Source organism: Streptomyces phaeofaciens (assembly GCF_014648915.1).
GTDB classification, from domain to species: domain Bacteria; phylum Actinomycetota; class Actinomycetes; order Streptomycetales; family Streptomycetaceae; genus Streptomyces; species Streptomyces phaeofaciens.
Window position 1 is genome coordinate 17408 of record NZ_BMSA01000007.1, and the last position, 15301, is coordinate 32708.

At 73.0% G+C, this 15301-nt stretch carries 14 protein-coding genes; 7 read left to right on the top strand and 7 right to left on the bottom strand.

Features of this window, described 5'->3' with window-relative positions; genetic code table 11:
- Positions 1-25 precede the first annotated feature (25 nt).
- A complete protein-coding gene (locus tag IE275_RS14495; protein WP_189711641.1) occupies positions 26-925 on the top strand; it encodes a LysR family transcriptional regulator ArgP in 900 nt (299 codons plus the stop codon).
- On the opposite strand, the gene IE275_RS14500 is transcribed toward IE275_RS14495, so the two are convergent.
- A complete protein-coding gene (locus IE275_RS14500; protein WP_189711643.1) occupies positions 915-1622 on the bottom strand; it encodes a TetR/AcrR family transcriptional regulator in 708 nt (235 codons plus the stop codon). The genes IE275_RS14495 and IE275_RS14500 overlap by 11 nt on opposite strands.
- Before the next feature lie 176 nt (positions 1623-1798).
- On the opposite strand from IE275_RS14500, the gene IE275_RS14505 reads away from it, so the two are divergent.
- Positions 1799-3016, top strand: a complete 1218-nt coding sequence (locus IE275_RS14505; protein WP_189711645.1) for a saccharopine dehydrogenase family protein — start codon at positions 1799-1801, stop codon at positions 3014-3016.
- A gap of 80 nt (positions 3017-3096) precedes the next feature.
- Here the strand turns inward: IE275_RS14505 and IE275_RS14510 are convergent, their stop codons facing one another.
- The 4 genes from IE275_RS14510 to IE275_RS14525 all read right to left on the bottom strand — a co-directional run bounded on the left by IE275_RS14510 (position 3097) and on the right by IE275_RS14525 (position 8008).
- Positions 3097-4923, bottom strand: coding sequence for a HAMP domain-containing sensor histidine kinase (locus IE275_RS14510; RefSeq protein ID WP_229870239.1), 1827 nt, complete (start codon positions 4921-4923; stop codon positions 3097-3099).
- Positions 4920-5615, bottom strand: a complete 696-nt coding sequence (locus tag IE275_RS14515; protein ID WP_189711647.1) for a response regulator — start codon at positions 5613-5615, stop codon at positions 4920-4922. Before IE275_RS14515 ends, IE275_RS14510 begins: the two co-directional genes overlap by 4 nt.
- Before the next feature lie 146 nt (positions 5616-5761).
- The gene (locus IE275_RS14520) at positions 5762-6532 is read right to left on the bottom strand and encodes a L,D-transpeptidase family protein (RefSeq protein ID WP_189711649.1); all 771 of its coding nucleotides are present in this window, start codon (positions 6530-6532) and stop codon (positions 5762-5764) included.
- A 60-nt stretch (positions 6533-6592) separates the two neighbouring features.
- A complete protein-coding gene (locus IE275_RS14525; RefSeq protein ID WP_189711651.1) occupies positions 6593-8008 on the bottom strand; it encodes a M1 family metallopeptidase in 1416 nt (471 codons plus the stop codon).
- Between the two features lie 155 nt (positions 8009-8163).
- On the opposite strand from IE275_RS14525, the gene IE275_RS14530 reads away from it, so the two are divergent.
- Complete coding sequence (locus tag IE275_RS14530) at positions 8164-8511, top strand: DUF488 domain-containing protein (RefSeq protein WP_189711653.1); 348 nt, start codon at positions 8164-8166, stop codon at positions 8509-8511.
- A 109-nt stretch (positions 8512-8620) separates the two neighbouring features.
- Here the strand turns inward: IE275_RS14530 and IE275_RS14535 are convergent, their stop codons facing one another.
- Together IE275_RS14535 and IE275_RS14540 are read right to left on the bottom strand one after the other, a co-directional pair.
- Positions 8621-10294, bottom strand: coding sequence for an FAD-binding dehydrogenase (locus IE275_RS14535; RefSeq protein ID WP_189711881.1), 1674 nt, complete (start codon positions 10292-10294; stop codon positions 8621-8623).
- Between the two features lie 17 nt (positions 10295-10311).
- Positions 10312-10938, bottom strand: a complete 627-nt coding sequence (locus IE275_RS14540; RefSeq protein WP_189711656.1) for a TetR/AcrR family transcriptional regulator — start codon at positions 10936-10938, stop codon at positions 10312-10314.
- A gap of 145 nt (positions 10939-11083) precedes the next feature.
- On the opposite strand from IE275_RS14540, the gene IE275_RS14545 reads away from it, so the two are divergent.
- The 4 genes from IE275_RS14545 to IE275_RS14560 all read left to right on the top strand — a co-directional run bounded on the left by IE275_RS14545 (position 11084) and on the right by IE275_RS14560 (position 15298).
- The gene (locus IE275_RS14545) at positions 11084-11722 is read left to right on the top strand and encodes an alpha-ketoglutarate-dependent dioxygenase AlkB (RefSeq protein WP_189711658.1); all 639 of its coding nucleotides are present in this window, start codon (positions 11084-11086) and stop codon (positions 11720-11722) included.
- A 123-nt stretch (positions 11723-11845) separates the two neighbouring features.
- Positions 11846-13012 carry an acyltransferase family protein gene (locus IE275_RS14550; RefSeq protein WP_189711660.1) on the top strand — a complete coding sequence of 389 codons (1167 nt, stop codon included), beginning with the start codon at positions 11846-11848 and terminating at the stop codon, positions 13010-13012.
- Positions 13013-13064: 52 nt separating this feature from the next.
- The gene (locus IE275_RS14555; protein WP_189711662.1) at positions 13065-13814 is read left to right on the top strand and encodes an MBL fold metallo-hydrolase; all 750 of its coding nucleotides are present in this window, start codon (positions 13065-13067) and stop codon (positions 13812-13814) included.
- A 248-nt stretch (positions 13815-14062) separates the two neighbouring features.
- Positions 14063-15298, top strand: a complete 1236-nt coding sequence (locus IE275_RS14560) for a DUF4032 domain-containing protein (protein ID WP_189711663.1) — start codon at positions 14063-14065, stop codon at positions 15296-15298.
- Positions 15299-15301 lie beyond the last annotated feature (3 nt).

The window sequence follows — 15301 nt, forward strand, 5'->3', positions numbered from 1 at the left end:
TTCTTACGTATCCTTAGCGTTCGTGATGACCGACCTGCCGCTCGACCTGGTACGGACGCTGCTCGCCGTGGTGGACGAGGGCACCTTCGACGCGGCGGCCGCCGCCCTCCACGTGACACCGTCGGCGGTGAGCCAGCGCGTCAAGGCGCTGGAACAGCGCACGGGCCGGGTCCTGCTGCTGCGCACCAAGCCGGTGCGGCCCACCGAGTCCGGGGAGATCGTGGTGCGGTTCGCCCGCCAGCTGGCCCGGCTGGAGCGCGACACGCGGTCCGAACTGGGCATGAGCGGTGCGGACGAACCGGCCCGGGTGACCGTCGCGGTGAACGCGGACTCCCTGGCGACCTGGTTCCTGCCCGCCCTCGCCCGGGTTCCCCGGGAGCCGCAGCTCCGCTTCGAGCTGCGCCGGGAGGACGAGACACGCACGGCGGAGCTGCTGCGGGAGGGTCTGGTCATGGCGGCGGTCACCTCGTCGCCCGACCCGGTGACCGGCTGTTCCGTGCGGGCGCTGGGCACGATGCGCTATCTGGCCGCGGCGAGCCCCGAGTTCGTGGACCGCCATCTCGGCGACGGCCCGCTGCACGAGACCCTGTCCCGCGCGCCGGTGATCACCTTCGACCGCAGCGACGACCTCCAGGACGCCTTCGTGCGCGGGCTGCGCCCGGGCACGGGCGGCGCGGGCCCGGTACGGCACACCGTGCCGACCTCGGAGGGTTTCGTGGACGCGGTCGCCGCCGGTTTCGGCTGGGGCATGGTCCCCGAGGTGCAGACCGGTGATCTGCTGCGTACGGGCCGGCTGGTCTCCCTCGCGCCCGACCGCCCCCTGGACGTGCCGCTGTACTGGCAGCAGTGGAAGCTCGACTCGCCCGCCCTCGCCGCGGTGGCGGACGCGGTGACGACGGCGGCCCGGGCAACGCTCAGGAACTGAACCGGGCCAGTGTGGCCTCCGCGCTGTCCAGGAGCATCTCCAGCGCCGTCGGATAGGCGCTGGTGACCATGCGGGCCGACAGCAGCGGGGCCGCCTCCGCGATCCTCGGATGGGTGGCCGCGGGCAGCACGGCGTACGTCGAGCGCCACACCGCGTCGTCGGCGTGCCGCGTGGCCCGTGGCAGGGCCAGGGACGCGGCGTCCAGGGCGGCGAAGGCCAGCGTCTGGTCGATGAAGGCGTGGTAGACGCGGACCGTCTCCGGCAGCGGGAACCCGGCGGTGCGCAGCACGTCCAGGACGGCCTCGTCGGCGGCCAGCTCGTTGGCCCGGCCGGTGACCCGGCTCGCCGTGAGCTGGGCGGCCTGCGGGTGGGCCACGTACGCGGCGTGGATGCGCAGCCCGATCGTGTGCAGGTCCGCCCGCCACCGCCCGGTGGGCGTCCAGCCGCGCAGCGCCTCGCCGATGAGCGCGTCGCCGATGGCCAGGGTCAGCTCGTCCATGCCCCGGAAGTACCGGTACAGGGTGCTGGGGTCGCAGTCGAGGGCGAGGCCGAGACGGCGCGCGGTGAGCCCGGTGCTGCCGTGCTCGCGCAGCAGCCGCAGCGCGGCCTCGACGATCAGCCGCTCGGACAGCACGGTGCCGCTCCTCGTGGGCCGGCGCCGGCGCCGCTTCTCCTCCGGTACGACCGCCTTCGGCATGACTTCTCCCGTGTCCCCGCGCCCTTTACGCCTTATGCCAACGCCATTGACCTTACGTTGGTCCGGGGCGTTGTATCTCCGGCAGGGCCCCTCGCACACCTTTCGCACATGTTTCGCCGGTGATCGACCCTTTCTTCCGTTCCCTTCTCCTGTCCTCGACCGAGGGAGTTCTCGTCATGCGTGTCCTGCTCGTGGGCGCCGGCGGTGTCGGTACCGCCATCACCCGGATCGCCGCCCGGCGTCCGTTCTTCGAGGCGATGGTCGTCGCCGACTACGACCCCGCCCGCGCCGAGGCCGCCGTCGCCGCGCTCGACGGTGACGAGCGCTTCCACCCCGAGCGTGTCGACGCCGGCGACGAGGCGGCGGTGACGGAGCTGCTCGCCCGCCACCGCTGCGACGTGCTGCTCAACGCCACCGACCCGCGTTTCGTCATGCCGCTGTTCGGCGCGGCACGCGCCGCCGGCGCCACCTATGTCGACATGGCGATGTCGCTGTCCCGGCCGCATCCGGAGAAGCCGTACGAGGAGTGCGGGGTCAAGCTCGGCGACGCGCAGTTCGCGGTGGCCCAGGAGTGGGAGAAGGCGGGCGCCCTCGCCCTCGTCGGGATGGGCGTGGAGCCGGGGCTGTCGGACGTCTTCGCGCGGTACGCCGCCGACGAACTCTTCGACGAGATCGAGGAGATCGGCATCCGGGACGGCGCGAACCTCACGGTCGACGGTTTCGACTTCGCGCCCTCCTTCAACATCTGGACGACGATCGAGGAGTGCCTGAACCCGCCGGTGGTCTACGAGTCCGACCGCGGCTGGTACACCACGGAGCCGTTCAGCGAGCCCGAGGTGTTCGACTTCCCGGAGGGCATCGGCCCGGTGGAGTGCGTGAACGTGGAGCACGAGGAGGTGCTGCTCGTGCCGCGCTGGGTGGACGCGCGCCGGGTCACCTTCAAGTACGGCCTGGGCCGGGAGTTCGTCGACACGCTGAAGACGCTGCACCAGCTGGGGCTGGACCGCACCACGCCGGTGACCGTGGCGAGCGCGGCGGGCCCGGTGCCGGTCTCCCCCCGGGACGTGGTCGCGGCCTGTCTGCCCGACCCGGCGACCCTGGGCGAGCGCATGCACGGCAAGACGTGCGCGGGCACCTGGGTGCGGGGCGTGAAGGACGGCGCGCCGCGCGAGGTGTACCTGTACCACGTGGTCGACAACCAGTGGTCGATGGCCGAGTACGGCAGCCAGGCCGTGGTCTGGCAGACGGCCGTCAACCCGGTCGTCGCCCTCGAACTCCTCGCCACCGGCGCCTGGTCCGGCACGGGCGTCCTGGGCCCGGAGGCCTTCCCCGCCCGCCCCTTCCTGGACCTGCTGACGGCGTACGGCACCCCGTGGGGGCTGCGGGAGCAGTGAGAGTCGTGACCGCAGGGCATCGGGGTTCGTGACCGCGGGGCGCCGGCGTTCGTGACGTCGGCCTCCGCGGGGCGGCCCGTTCAGCCGTCCCGGGGAGCCGCCGCGGCCGGCAGCCGCAGGGTGAAGACGCTGCCGGCGCCCGGTGCGCTCGTCGCCTCGGCCGTGCCGCCGTGGGCGACGACCAGATGGCGGACGATGTTCAGCCCGAGGCCGCTGCCTCCGGTGCGCCGGCTGCGGGACTTCTCGGCGCGCCAGAACCGTTCGAAGACGTGCGGCAGATCCTCGGCGGAGATGCCGGTGCCGGTGTCGGCGACCCCCAGGACGACGTCCGCGCCGTCGCGCCGGGCGGTCAGGGTGACGGACCCGCCCTTCGGCGTGTGCCGTACGGCGTTGGCGACGAGGTTGCCGAGCGCCTGGCGCAGGCGCACCGGGTCGGCGTCGAGCCAGGCGGCGTCCTCGGTCTCGGTGCGCAGGGCGACCCCCGCCGCGTCGGCGGCGACGCGGTGGGCGGCGGCGACCTGGGCGAGCAGTTCGTCGGCGGGCACGGGTTCGCGGTGCAGCCGCAGGGTGCCGGCGTCGGCGGCTGCGAGGTCGCGCAGGTCGTCGATGACCTGCTGGAGGAGCAGGGCCTCCTCGTGCAGGGCGCCGAGGAGTTCGGGGTCGGGGTCGACCAGGCCGTCCCGGGTGACCTCCAGCCAGCCCCGGATGTTCGTGAGCGGGCTGCGCAGTTCGTGGGCGACGTCGGCGACGAGGGCCTTGCGCTGGGCCTCCAGGCGTTCCCGGCGTTCGGCGAGGTCGTTGAAGGCCTCGGCGAGGATCCCGGTCTCGTCGCGGGTGGTGACGGGCACCCGTACGTGCTGGTCCGGGGGCTGCTGGGCGGCCTCGGTCAGCGCGCGCAGGGGCCGGACCAGACGGGTGGCGACCACCGCCGACACGGCGACGGTGACGGCGAGCACCAGCCCGGCCGTGCCGGCGACCTTCGCCCGGTTGGCCGGGGACATGTTCCACCGGGGCGTCGCCCGGTCGTTCCCGCCGCCGAGGAAGAGTTCGGCGACCGGGGCGACGTACGGGTCGAGCTGGGCGCGGCGGGAGTCGTCGATGCAGGTCTGCGCGGCACGCTGGACGGTGGCACCGCCGATCTTGGCGTATTTCGCGATGATCGGCGGCGCGAGGCTGCCGTCACCGACGTCGACCACCAGGCCGAAGAAGGCGTCGCCCTCGATGCCCACACGGTTCAGACAGGGCCGGGCGCGCTTCCCGAGCGCGTCGAGCGCCCTCTGTTCGGTGGGGGTGGGGACGGCGAGGCGGTCGCTCCTGCACATCCCGGTGTCGTAGCCGGAGTCGAGCAGGCCCTCGTCGTCGGTGAGGAGGGGCCGGCCGCTGGGGATGCGGGTGACGGTCATGTCGTAGCCCAGGCGCGTGTAGCAGTTCCGCTGGGACTCGGCGTAGCGGTCCAGCTTGTCGCGTTCGGCCGCCGTGAGCCGGTAGGGGCCGACCGCCCGGGGGTCGATGCCGCCGAGCTGGGCGCCGTGCTCGGTGTACGTGTCGGTGCGCAGCGGGTCGACGGTGGCGGCGGCGCGCGGGGGCAGGGAGGTGCCGCGCCGGGCCGAGTCGGCGATCGGCACACGGTCGGTGGTGGTCAGGGCGATGCGCCGGCCGGTCTTCGCGGACAGGGCGCGCACCACGGACTCGACGCCCTTCCACTCGGGGTGGGTGGCGGCGTACCCGCTCAGCTCGGCGAGGATGTCCATGTCGTCGGCGAGGGCCTGGCCCTGCTCCTGGCGCAGCGCGCGGGTGGTGGTGGCGACGGCCAGCCAGGCGGTGGCGGCCACGGAGCACACGGCGATGAGGACGGAGGCGAAGACCAGCCGGACCAGCAGCCGCTTGCGCAGGGGTATGCGGTTCACGCGCGGCCGCCGCTGAGCTTGTAGCCGACGCCGAAGACGGTCAGCAGCCGTACGGGTCTGCGCGGGTCGGCCTCGATCTTCCGGCGCAGGTTCATGATGTGCACGTCGACCGCCCGTTCGGTGGAGGAGCGGTCGTAGCCGCGGGTGCACTGGAGCAACTGCCCTCGGGAGAAGACCCGTTCGGGCTCGCCGGTCAGGGCGAGCAGGATCTGGAACTCGGCGGGCGTGCAGTCCACGGGCACCCCGTCGCAGTGCACCTCGTGGCGCACCGGGTCGACGACGATCCCAGCCGCCCGCGCCACCGGCTCCTCGCGCCGGCCGGCGGTCCGGCCGCTGCGCCGCAGGACGGTACGGATCCGGGCCATCAGCTCTCGGGGGCTGTACGGCTTGGTCATGTAGTCGTCGGCGCCGACCTCCAGGCCGAGCAGGACGTCTTCCTCGGCGGCCCGGGCGGTGAGCATGAGGACGGGGATGTCGTCCTCACGGCGCAGCGCCCGGCAGACCGCGATCCCGTCGAGGACCGGCAGCATCAGGTCGAGCACGACGAGGTCGGGGCCGAGCCGCCGGGCCGCGTCGACGGCGGCGGGGCCGTCGTGGACGACGGTGGCGGTGTGGCCCTCGGCGAGCAGGGAGCGCCGGATCAGCTCGGCCTGCATCGCGTCGTCCTCGGCGACCAGGACATGTGCGCACACGTGGCGGTTCCCCCCTCGGTCGGGAATGCGGTCGGCTCTGTGGTCGGGAATGCGGTCGTCGGGAATGCGATCGGGGTACGCCGTCGTCGGGTGTCCGGTGGGTGTCCGGTCGGGAGTGCTCGTCGGAAGTGTGGTCGAGGATGCCGTCAGCGGGCCAGAGAGGCATGGTCGCCCATGACGACGACCGGGTGGAGGGCGGGGTCGAGGGTGCGCAGCAGTTCCCTCATGTGCTGCTCGGCGACGCTCACGCATCCCTGGGTGGGCCCGCCGTGGTCGACATGCAGCCAGATCCCGCCGCCGCGCTTCGCGCCCATCGGACGGGTCCAGTCGAGCGGTGTCGTGCCGGGCTTGCGGTTGTAGTCGATGGCGATCACGTAGTCGAAGGAGCCTTCCAGCGGCTCGCCCTCGAACCCGGTGCCGGGCGAGGTGAAGGCGACGCCCTGGTCGTACGGCAGCCTTGTGCCGGGGTCGGGCAGGAGTCCTCCGGCGTCGGTGAGGCCGTAGACGCCGATGGGTGTGCGCAGGTCGCCGGCCAGGTGGTGGTCGCTCCAGCCGCGCAGCGCGTTGTGGGCGGACCAGCTCTCCCCCGCCTCCCAGCCGTCGTCGGCGGTACGGGTGTGGAGGACGGCCGTGGAGAGCGGGGAGTCCTTGCCTCGTCCGGTCACCACGACCACCTGCCGGGCGTCGTCCGGCACCTGGGACCAGGTCTTGGCCCCGAGGCCGGGTATCCGCCGGGGTGCCGCCGCCTCGGAGCTCTCGGGGGCCGCCGGGCTCTTCGGCGCGGGCGGCGCGGGCGGCGCGGGCGGCGCGGTCACGGCGGCCCGGGGTCCCGAGGAGGCCGCGGCGCCGCCGCCGCATCCGGTGAGCAGGACGGACGCGGCGAGCAGCGCGGCGGCACGGGGGTGGAGCGTGATCATGGGTCGACCATGACCGACAGGTGTGTGGAACTCGTCAGGTTTCGCACGCGCTTTCGGCGGTCATGGCGTCGCGGGCTTGCCCGGGGTGTACAGCCAGGTCCGGAACAGCGCCGTGAGATCCTTCCCCGACTCACGCTCCGCGAGGCGCTCGAACTGGGCGGTGGTGCCGTGGCCGTAGCGGTGCTCGTCGGCCCAGGCGCGCAGGACGCGGGAGAAGACGCGGTCGCCGACGGCGTTGCGCAGGACCTGGAGGGTCATGGCGCCGCGGGCGTAGACGGGGGTGGCGAAGATGTTGGCGCCGCTGCCGGGGTCGCCGGGCGGGAACTCCCACAGGGGGTCGTCCGCGGGGGTGGCGTACAGCGCGTCGAAGGTCTGCTGGGCACTCTCGCCGCCGTGCTGCTCGGCGTAGAGCCACTCGGCGTAGGTGGCGAAGCCCTCGTTGAGCCAGATGTCCTTCCACGAGGTGAGGGAGACGGAGTCGCCGAACCACTGGTGGGCGCTCTCGTGGACGAGCGTGCTCACGTCGGGAGCCCTGTCGTAGACGGGCCGGGTCTGGGTCTCCAGGGCGTACCCCACGTCCGGCGCGTGGTCGACGATGGATCCGGCCGCGCGGTACGGGTACGGACCGAACAGCCTGCTCCCCCACTCCAGTACGGACGGCAGCTTCTTCAGGACGGGTGCGGCGGCCGTGGCCTCGCGCGGGTCGACGGCGTCGTACACCTTGGTGCCGTCGCGGGTCGTGTACTGCTTGACCTGGAACTTTCCTACGGTGGCGGTGGCGAGGTACGCGGCCATGGGTTCGGTCTGGCGCCAGCGGAAGGTGGTCCTGCCGTCCTTGGTGCGCTGTCCGAGCAGGACGCCGTTGGCGACAGCGGTGCGGCCCTCGGGGACGGTGACGGTGAAGTCGTAGGCGGACTTGTCCAGCGGGTGGTTGCTGGCGGGGAACCAGGTCATGGCGCCCTGCGGTTCCCCGGCCACGAAGGCGCCGTCGTCGGTGGGGATCCATCCGTCGAGGGAGCCGTCGGGGTCGGTGACCGGGCCCGGCTTGCCGCTGTAGGTGACCGTGACCCGGAAGTGCTGGCCCTTGCGCAGCGGGCGGGCGGGGGTGACGACGAGTTCCTGGCCGTCCCGCCGGTGCGCGGCCTCGAGGTGGTCGACCGTCAGGCCGGTGACCTTGAGGCCGGTGAGGTCGAGGTCGAAGCGGGACAGGCCCTGGGTGGCGCGGGCGGTGATGACCGCCTTGCCGTCGAGGTGGCCGGTGCCCGGGTCGTAACGCAGGGTCAGGCCGTAGTGGGACACGTGGTAGCCGCCGTTGCCGGCCAGCGGGAAGTAGGGGTCGCCGACGCCGGGGGCGCCCACCGAACCGGCCGCCGTGGCGGGCCCGGCCATCGTGAGCAGGGCCGCCACGGCGACGGGCACGGTGACGGCGACGGCACGGCGGTCGAGGAGGACGGGGCGTCTGCGGGGGTGCGTCACGTGCGCTCCTTGCGGGGGGGGTGGCGTGTGATCGAACGTCCTCACACTGGCACAGGGCCCCGTGGAATCCCCCTCGTTCAGGTCAAGCCACGCGGCGGCGTACGCCGTCACGAGGCTAGGCTCGACACCACCCACGCCCGGAGGAGGGCCCGCCCGTGAGTGTCCGCGTGCGTCGCGTCTACGAACCGCCCGAGTCCGCCGACGGGGTACGGGTCCTGGTCGACCGGCTGTGGCCGCGCGGCGTGTCCAAGGAGGCGGCGCGGGTCGACGAGTGGCCGAAGGGCATGACCCCGTCGAACGAACTGCGCCGCTGGTACCACGCCGGCGAGGGGTCGTACGAGGAGTTCGCCCGCCGGTACGAGGCGGAGCTGGCCGCCCCGCAGGCGGCCGAACTCCTCGACCACCTCCGGTCGTTGGCCCGAGCCGGAGCGGTGACGCTGGTGACGGCCGCGAAGGCCCCCGAGGTGAGCCACGCGGCCGTCCTGGCCCGCCTGCTGGACTGAGGCCCGCCAGGACCGGCCGCCGGAGCCCGGAAGCCGCGCGGGCCGTACGCCGGACCGGCCGCCGGAGCCCGGGAGCGGGCGGCGTGGCGCGCTCCCGGGGCGGGGCGGTTCAGCCCGTCTGCGCGGCCGCCGCCCGGCCCGCCGCCCGGCCGGAGAAGAGGCAGCCGCCGAGGAAGGTGCCTTCGAGGGCGTTGTAGCCGTGGACCCCGCCGCCGCCGAAGCCGGCGACCTCGCCCGCCGCGTACAGGCCCTCGACCGGCCGGCCGTCGGTGCCGATGGCACGCGAGTCGAGGTCGGTCTGGATGCCGCCGAGCGTCTTGCGGGTGAGGACGTGCAGCTTGACGGCGATGAGCGGCCCCGCCTGGGGGTCCAGGATCCGGTGCGGGGTGGCGACCCGGCCGAGGCGGTCACCGATGTAGCGGCGGGCGTTGCGGATGCCCTGCACCTGGGCGTCCTTGCTGTACGGGTTCTCCATCTGGAGGTCCCGGGCCCGGATCTGCCGGCGCAGTGCGTCCACGTCGAGCAGCGGCTTCTCGGTGAGCGCGTTCATCTTCTCGACGAGCCGGTCGAGGGTGTCGGCGACGACGAAGTCGGCACCGTGGTCGAGGAAGGCCTGCACGGGCGCGGGGGCGCCCTTGCCGAGGATCCGGTCGCGCAGCACCGCCCGGCGGTCCTTGGCGGTGATGTCGGGGTTCTGCTCGGAGCCCGACAGCGCGAACTCCTTCTCGACGATCTTCTGGCTGAGCACGAACCAGGAGTGGTCGTACCCGGCGATGTCCTCGGTGGTGCGCAGGTGCTTGAGCGTGTTGAGGGTGTCGTACCCGGGCAGGCACGGGTCGGGCAGCCGCCGGCCGAGCGCGTCGAACCACAGGGAGGACGGGCCGGGCAGGATGCGGATGCCGTGGCCGGGCCAGATGGGGTCCCAGTTCTGGATGCCCTCGGTGTAGTGCCACATCCGGTCGCGGTTGACCAGCCGGGCGCCCGCCTCGGCGCTGATGTCGAGCATCCGGCCGTCGACGTAGGCGGGAACGCCGGTGACCATCTCGGCGGGTGGGGTGCCGAGCCGCTCGGGCCAGTAGCGGCGGACGATCTCGTGGTTGGCGCCGATGCCGCCGCTGGTGACGATCACGGCCTGGGCGGTCAGCTCGAAGTCGCCGGCCGGGTCGCGGTGGGAGGCGACGCCGCGCGGGGAGTCGTCGTCGGCCAGGACCGTGCCGCGTACGCCCCGGGCGGCCGTGCCGTCGAGGACCAGCGCGTCGACGCGGTGCCGGTGGTAGAAGGTCAGCAGCCCGTCCTTCGCGGCCTGCTTGGCGTACCGGACGAACGGCTCGACGACACCGGTGCCCGTGCCCCAGGCGACATGGAAGCGGGGTACGGAGTTGCCGTGGCCGTCGGCGCGCAGGTCGCCGCGTTCGGCCCAGCCGACGGTCGGTACGAAGGAGATGCCGTGCCCGCCGAGCCAGGTGCGCTTCTCCCCGGCCGCCCACTCCACATAGGCGCGCGCCCAGCGCACCGCCCAGGAGTCCTCGTCGTCGGTACGGTCGAACTGCGCGCTGCCCTGCCAGTCGTTCCAGGCGAGGTCGAGGGAGTCCTTGATGCCGAGCCTGCGCTGCTCCGGGGAGTCCACGAGGAACAGCCCGCCGAAGGACCAGAACGCCTGGCCGCCGAGGTTGGCGGCGTTCTCCTGGTCGACCAGGGCGACCCGCCGGCCCCTGCTGGTGAGTTCGTGCGCCGCGACGAGGCCCGCGAGGCCCGCTCCGACGACGATGACGTCCGCGTCCATGGCGACCGTTGCCTTTCTCATTCGGGGTGGGCGCTGCCGTCGGTCAGCAGCGCGGTGAGCAGTTGCTTGAGCCAGGCGCGGGCGTTGTCCACGTCCTTGTCCAGCAGGAGTTGGGTGGTGACGCCGTCGTACGCGGCGACCACCGCGTGGGCGGCGGAGTCGGTGTCACCGAGGACGGCGGGCAGGGCGGTGTGGCCGCGGGCCCGCGCGAACCGGTCGGCGATCGCGCGGCGCAGCCGGGCCCGGTGGTCGAGGAGGGTGTGCGCGACGGCGGGGTCGCGGGCCGCGTGCACCAGGAAGTCCGTCTTCACCAGCAGCCAGTCGAGGTCGAGCAGGAGCACCTCGGTGACCCGGTCCACGGAGGACGGTACGTCGAGGTCGGGTCCGTCCCCGGCGAGGGCGTCGGCGACCTGCTGGGCGATCAGGTCGGCGCGCTCCCGGTAGAGCGCGAAGAACAGTTCGTCCAGGCTGTCGAAGTTGGAGTAGAAGGCGCCCCGGCTGTAGCCGGCGGCCTCGCAGACCTCCTCGATGGAGACGCGCCCGAAGCCCTTGGCGGCGAACACCGCGAAGGCGGCGTCGAGCAGATTGGCCCGTGTGCGCACCCGGCGCCGGGTGACGCGTCCGGTCGTCTGCCGTACGGCCATGGTCGGACCTCCGTTCGATACGCGAATGTATCCGATACGTCGATGTATCGAAAGGCTCCGGAAGCACACGGCACACACGATCACCAGCGACAACCGATCGCCGCCGACAACGAACACATATTCGAATTAGGCGTAGGCTGGCCGCATGACCGCGCACCATCCGCACCATCTCCAGGGCTCCCTCTTCGACCAGACCGACGACCTGCGCCTCGGTCCCCTCGACGGGATCCGCCGGACCACACTCGGCTCCGGCGCCTGGATCGACGTGCGGCCGGGCTGGCTGAGCGGCTCGGACGCCCTGTTCGAACACCTGGCGGCCGAGGTCCCCTGGCGCGCGGAGCGCCGGGCGATGTACGACAACGTCGTCGACGTACCGCGCCTGCTGGCGTTCTACGCGGCGGACGAGAACCTGCCCCACCCGGTGCTGGAGGAGGCCCGCGCGACACTTTCCGCGTACTACGCCGACGAGCTGGGCGAGCCCTTCGTCACCGCCGGGCTCTGCCACTACCGCGACGGCCGGGACAGCGTCGCCTGGCACGGCGACCGGATCGGCCGGGGTGCCCGCGAGGACACGATGGTCGCCATCCTCTCCGTCGGCACACCCCGCGACCTGCTGCTGCGCCCGGTGGGCGGCGGGGAGACGGTACGGCGCCCGCTGGGCCACGGCGACCTGATCGTGATGGGCGGCTCCTGCCAGCGGACCTGGGAGCACTGCGTCCCCAAGTCGGCCCGCGCCGCCGGACCGCGCATCAGCATCCAGTTCCGGCCGCGCGGGGTGCAGTGAAACGGACGGCCGGGGGCCGTGAACGCGGGCGGGGTGAAAACGGACGGAACGGTACCCGTTCACCTGCCCCTCGGGCGTAGGTACGTTGAGCCGCATGACACCTCCGCCGGGCCGGAGGAGCGCGTGACCACGGAGCCGGCCCGCCGTACCGAACTGGACGTCCTGCGCGCCCTCGTCGTCCTCGGCCTGGTCTTCTTCCACTCCGCCCTGGTCTTCTCCCCCGACGACGACTTCTACGTGAAGAACCGCGACACGACCGACGTCGTGACGGTCGTCGCGGGCCTCGGCGTGGTGTGGGCGATGCCGATGCTGTTCCTCGTCGCCGGGCTAGGCGCCCGCCACTCGATCGGCCGGCGCGGCCCGCGCGGCTTCGCCCGTGAGCGGCTGCTGCGGCTGGGCGTCCCGCTGGTCTTCGCGACACTGACGATCGTCCCCGTCCCGCAGTGGCTGCGGCTGCGCGCCGCCGACCCGGCGTACCACGAGTCGTACGGGCGTTTCTGGCTCGGCTTCCTCGACGTCCGCCCGGACCCGGCCGACTTCCCGTTCGTCCTGGAGGGCGAGTGGTTCGAAACCGGCCATCTGTGGTTCGTGGTGCTGCTCCTCACCTTCTGTCTGCTGCTCGCCCCGGTCGCCCGGCCGCTGGCGGCCCGTGCCGGGCGGGCGGGCGACGCCGTGGAACGCCGGCCCGCCCTGCTCCTGCTGCCCGCGCTCCCGCTCGCCGCGATCAACGCGCTGCTGGGCATGGAAGAGGGGTTCGCCGGCTGGAACCGCTGGGCCTACCTGCTGTTCTTCCTCCATGGGTACGCACTGTCGGACGACCCCCGGATCCGCGCCGCCACCCTCCGGCTGGCCGGGCCCGTCGGCGTGCTGGGGCTGGTGCTGTTCGCGGGGACCGCGCCCGGCTTCATGGCGGGGGACGACCCGTTCACCTCCGGGTCGGCGCTCGCGGTCCTCACCCGGGCCCTGTTCGGGGCGGCGGGCTGGTGCTGGGTGCTGGCGATCCTCGGACTGCTGGAGAGGCCCCGCACCCGCCGCCGGTCCCCGGGACCGGTCCTGGGCTATCTCGCGGTGGCCGCGCTGCCGTTGTACGTGCTCCACCAGCCCGTCGTCGTGGCCTTCGCCTACGGGGTGGTCGGCTGGTCCGCGCCGATCGCCGTCAAGTACGCGGCGATCGTGACGGCCTCGCTCGCGGTGCTCCTCCTGGCGTACGAGTTCGGGGTGCGCCGGACCCCGGTGACGAGGTTCCTCTTCGGCCAGCGCGCGGCCCCGCCGCCGGCGCCCCCCTCATGATCTGCTTTGCTGTGCTCGTCGGACAGCCTCCTCACCACACGGGACGACGATCATGGGCGCGGACGTACGGCAGGTCGCGGACGGCACCTACCTGGTGCACGGCTCCCACACGAACTGGGTGATACTCACCGACGGCGACGCGGTCACGCTGATCGACACCGGCTACCCGGGAGACCGGCAGCGGGTCCTGGACTCCCTCGCGTCGGTGGGCGCGTCACCGGAGGCGGTCACCGCCGTCCTGATCACCCACGCCCACAACGACCATCTGGGCTCCGCCGAGCACCTGCGCGCGACGTACGGCACCCCCGTGTACCTCCACGAGGCCGAAGTGCCGCACGCCCGGCGGGAGTTCCTTCAGCAAGTGAGCGTCCCGGAGGTGCTGCGCAACGCGTGGCGTCCCGGCGTGGTGCCGTGGATGCTGCACGTGCTGCGCTCCGGCGGCACCGAGCAGCACCCGGTCGCCGTGCCCGAGGCCTTCCCGGTCACCGACGGCCCCCTGGACCTGCCCGGGCGCCCGGTCCCCGTGCACACCCCCGGCCACACCAGCGGCCACGCCGTCTTCCACCTCCCGGACGCCGGGATCGTCGTCTCCGGCGACGCCCTGGTGAGCGGCCACCGGACCTCGCGGGTGCGGGGGCCACAACTCCTGCCCGACATGTTCCACCACGAACGCGCCCGCGCACTGGCGTCCCTCGACGTGATCGCCGGCCTGACCGCGGACACCCTCCTGCCCGGCCACGGCCCGGTCCACCACGGCTCGGTCCGCGAGGCGGCCCACCGGGCGAAGGAGGCGGCGGGCTAGGGGGTGTCTCGTCGATCAGGCCGGATCAGGGAGCGGGGTCCGGTGCCGTGCATCGCAAGGCGGAGGAGGGCGTCATGGCGGAGCCATGGCAACCGACGACAACGCCGCGAGGCGCGGCACCGGACCCCGCGAGCCCGGCATGATCGGCGAGACGCCCCCTAGGGCCTTTCTTTCCGGCACCGGTCCCGGCGTCTCGGCCCCTGAACGCTCCCCGGGACGCCGCGGACCAAGGCCGTAATGTTCAGGCCATGGCTTTGCAGATCAGCGCCACCACCCCGGAGCACCCGGCACTCCTGCTGGAGCTGCCCTGGCACCTGCCCCTGGAGGAGTGGCCCGAGGAGGTCCTCGTCCCGCTGCCGCGCGGCATCTCCCGCCACGTGGTGCGCTACGCGCAGGCCGGCGACGAGGTGATCGCCGTCAAGGAACTGGCGGAGCGGCCCGCGCTGCGCGAGTACGAGCTGCTGCGCGACCTGGACCGCATCGGCATCCCCGCCGTGGACCCGCTGGCCGTCGTCACCGGCCGGCTCGACGACGCCGGCGATCCGCTGGAGTCGGTGCTGGTCACCCGGCACCTCGGCGGCTCGATGCCGTACCGCTCGATGTTCGAGACGACGATGCGTCCGGCGACCATGCACCGGCTGATGGACGCCCTCGCGGTGCTGCTGGTGCGGCTGCATCTCGCCGGGTTCGCCTGGGGCGACTGCTCGCTGTCCAACACCCTCTTCCGGCGGGACGCGGGCGCCTACGCCGCCTATCTCGTCGACGCCGAGACCGGCGATCTGCACCCGCAGCTGAGCCCCGGCCAGCGGGAGTACGACCTCGATCTGGCCCGGGTGAACATCAGCGGCGAGCTGCTCGACCTGGAGGCGTCCGGGGCCCTGCACCCGTCGGTGGACCCGATCGAGTTCGGCATGGAGATCTGCGCCCGCTACGGCGCGCTGTGGGAGGAGCTGACCCGCACCTCGGTGTACCCGGCGGGCAAGTACCACTACATCGAGCGCCGGATCCGCCGCCTCAACGACCTCGGCTTCGACGTCGCCGAGATGCAGATCGAGCACTCCTCCAACGGCGACACGGTCACCTTCGTGCCGAAGGTGGTCGACGCCGGCCACCACCAGCGGCAACTGCTGCGGCTGACCGGCCTGGACACCGAGGAGAACCAGGCCCGGCGGCTGCTGAACGACCTGGAGAGCTGGATGGCGACCCAGGAGGACTACGCGCCGGGCGACCCCCTCGCGGCCCGTCCCGAGGTGCTGGCGCACCGGTGGGTGCGGGACGTGTTCCGGCCCACCGTGCGCTCCGTGCCGTTCGCCCTGCGCGGCTCCATGGACGCGGCGGAGATCTACCATGAACTGCTGGAGCACCGCTGGTACCTGTCGGAGCGCGCGCAGCACGACATCGGCCTCGACACGGCGGTCGACGACTACATCGTGAACATCCTGCCCAAGGCACGGGAGACCCTGGAGCCCACCGTGCCCGAGTGAGCG

Excerpts from the sequence above, each read along its gene's own strand:
- IE275_RS14495 (WP_189711641.1), top strand. The coding sequence starts at position 26 with ATGACCGACCTGCCGCTCGACCTGGTACGGACGCTGCTCGCCGTGGTG.
- IE275_RS14500 (WP_189711643.1), bottom strand. The coding sequence starts at position 1,622 with ATGCCGAAGGCGGTCGTACCGGAGGAGAAGCGGCGCCGGCGCCGGCCC.
- IE275_RS14505 (WP_189711645.1), top strand. The coding sequence starts at position 1,799 with ATGCGTGTCCTGCTCGTGGGCGCCGGCGGTGTCGGTACCGCCATCACC.
- IE275_RS14520 (WP_189711649.1), bottom strand. The coding sequence starts at position 6,532 with ATGATCACGCTCCACCCCCGTGCCGCCGCGCTGCTCGCCGCGTCCGTC.
- IE275_RS14535 (WP_189711881.1), bottom strand. The coding sequence starts at position 10,294 with ATGGACGCGGACGTCATCGTCGTCGGAGCGGGCCTCGCGGGCCTCGTC.
- IE275_RS14540 (WP_189711656.1), bottom strand. The coding sequence starts at position 10,938 with ATGGCCGTACGGCAGACGACCGGACGCGTCACCCGGCGCCGGGTGCGC.
- IE275_RS14545 (WP_189711658.1), top strand. The coding sequence starts at position 11,084 with ATGACCGCGCACCATCCGCACCATCTCCAGGGCTCCCTCTTCGACCAG.
- IE275_RS14555 (WP_189711662.1), top strand. The coding sequence starts at position 13,065 with ATGGGCGCGGACGTACGGCAGGTCGCGGACGGCACCTACCTGGTGCAC.
- IE275_RS14560 (WP_189711663.1), top strand. The coding sequence starts at position 14,063 with ATGGCTTTGCAGATCAGCGCCACCACCCCGGAGCACCCGGCACTCCTG.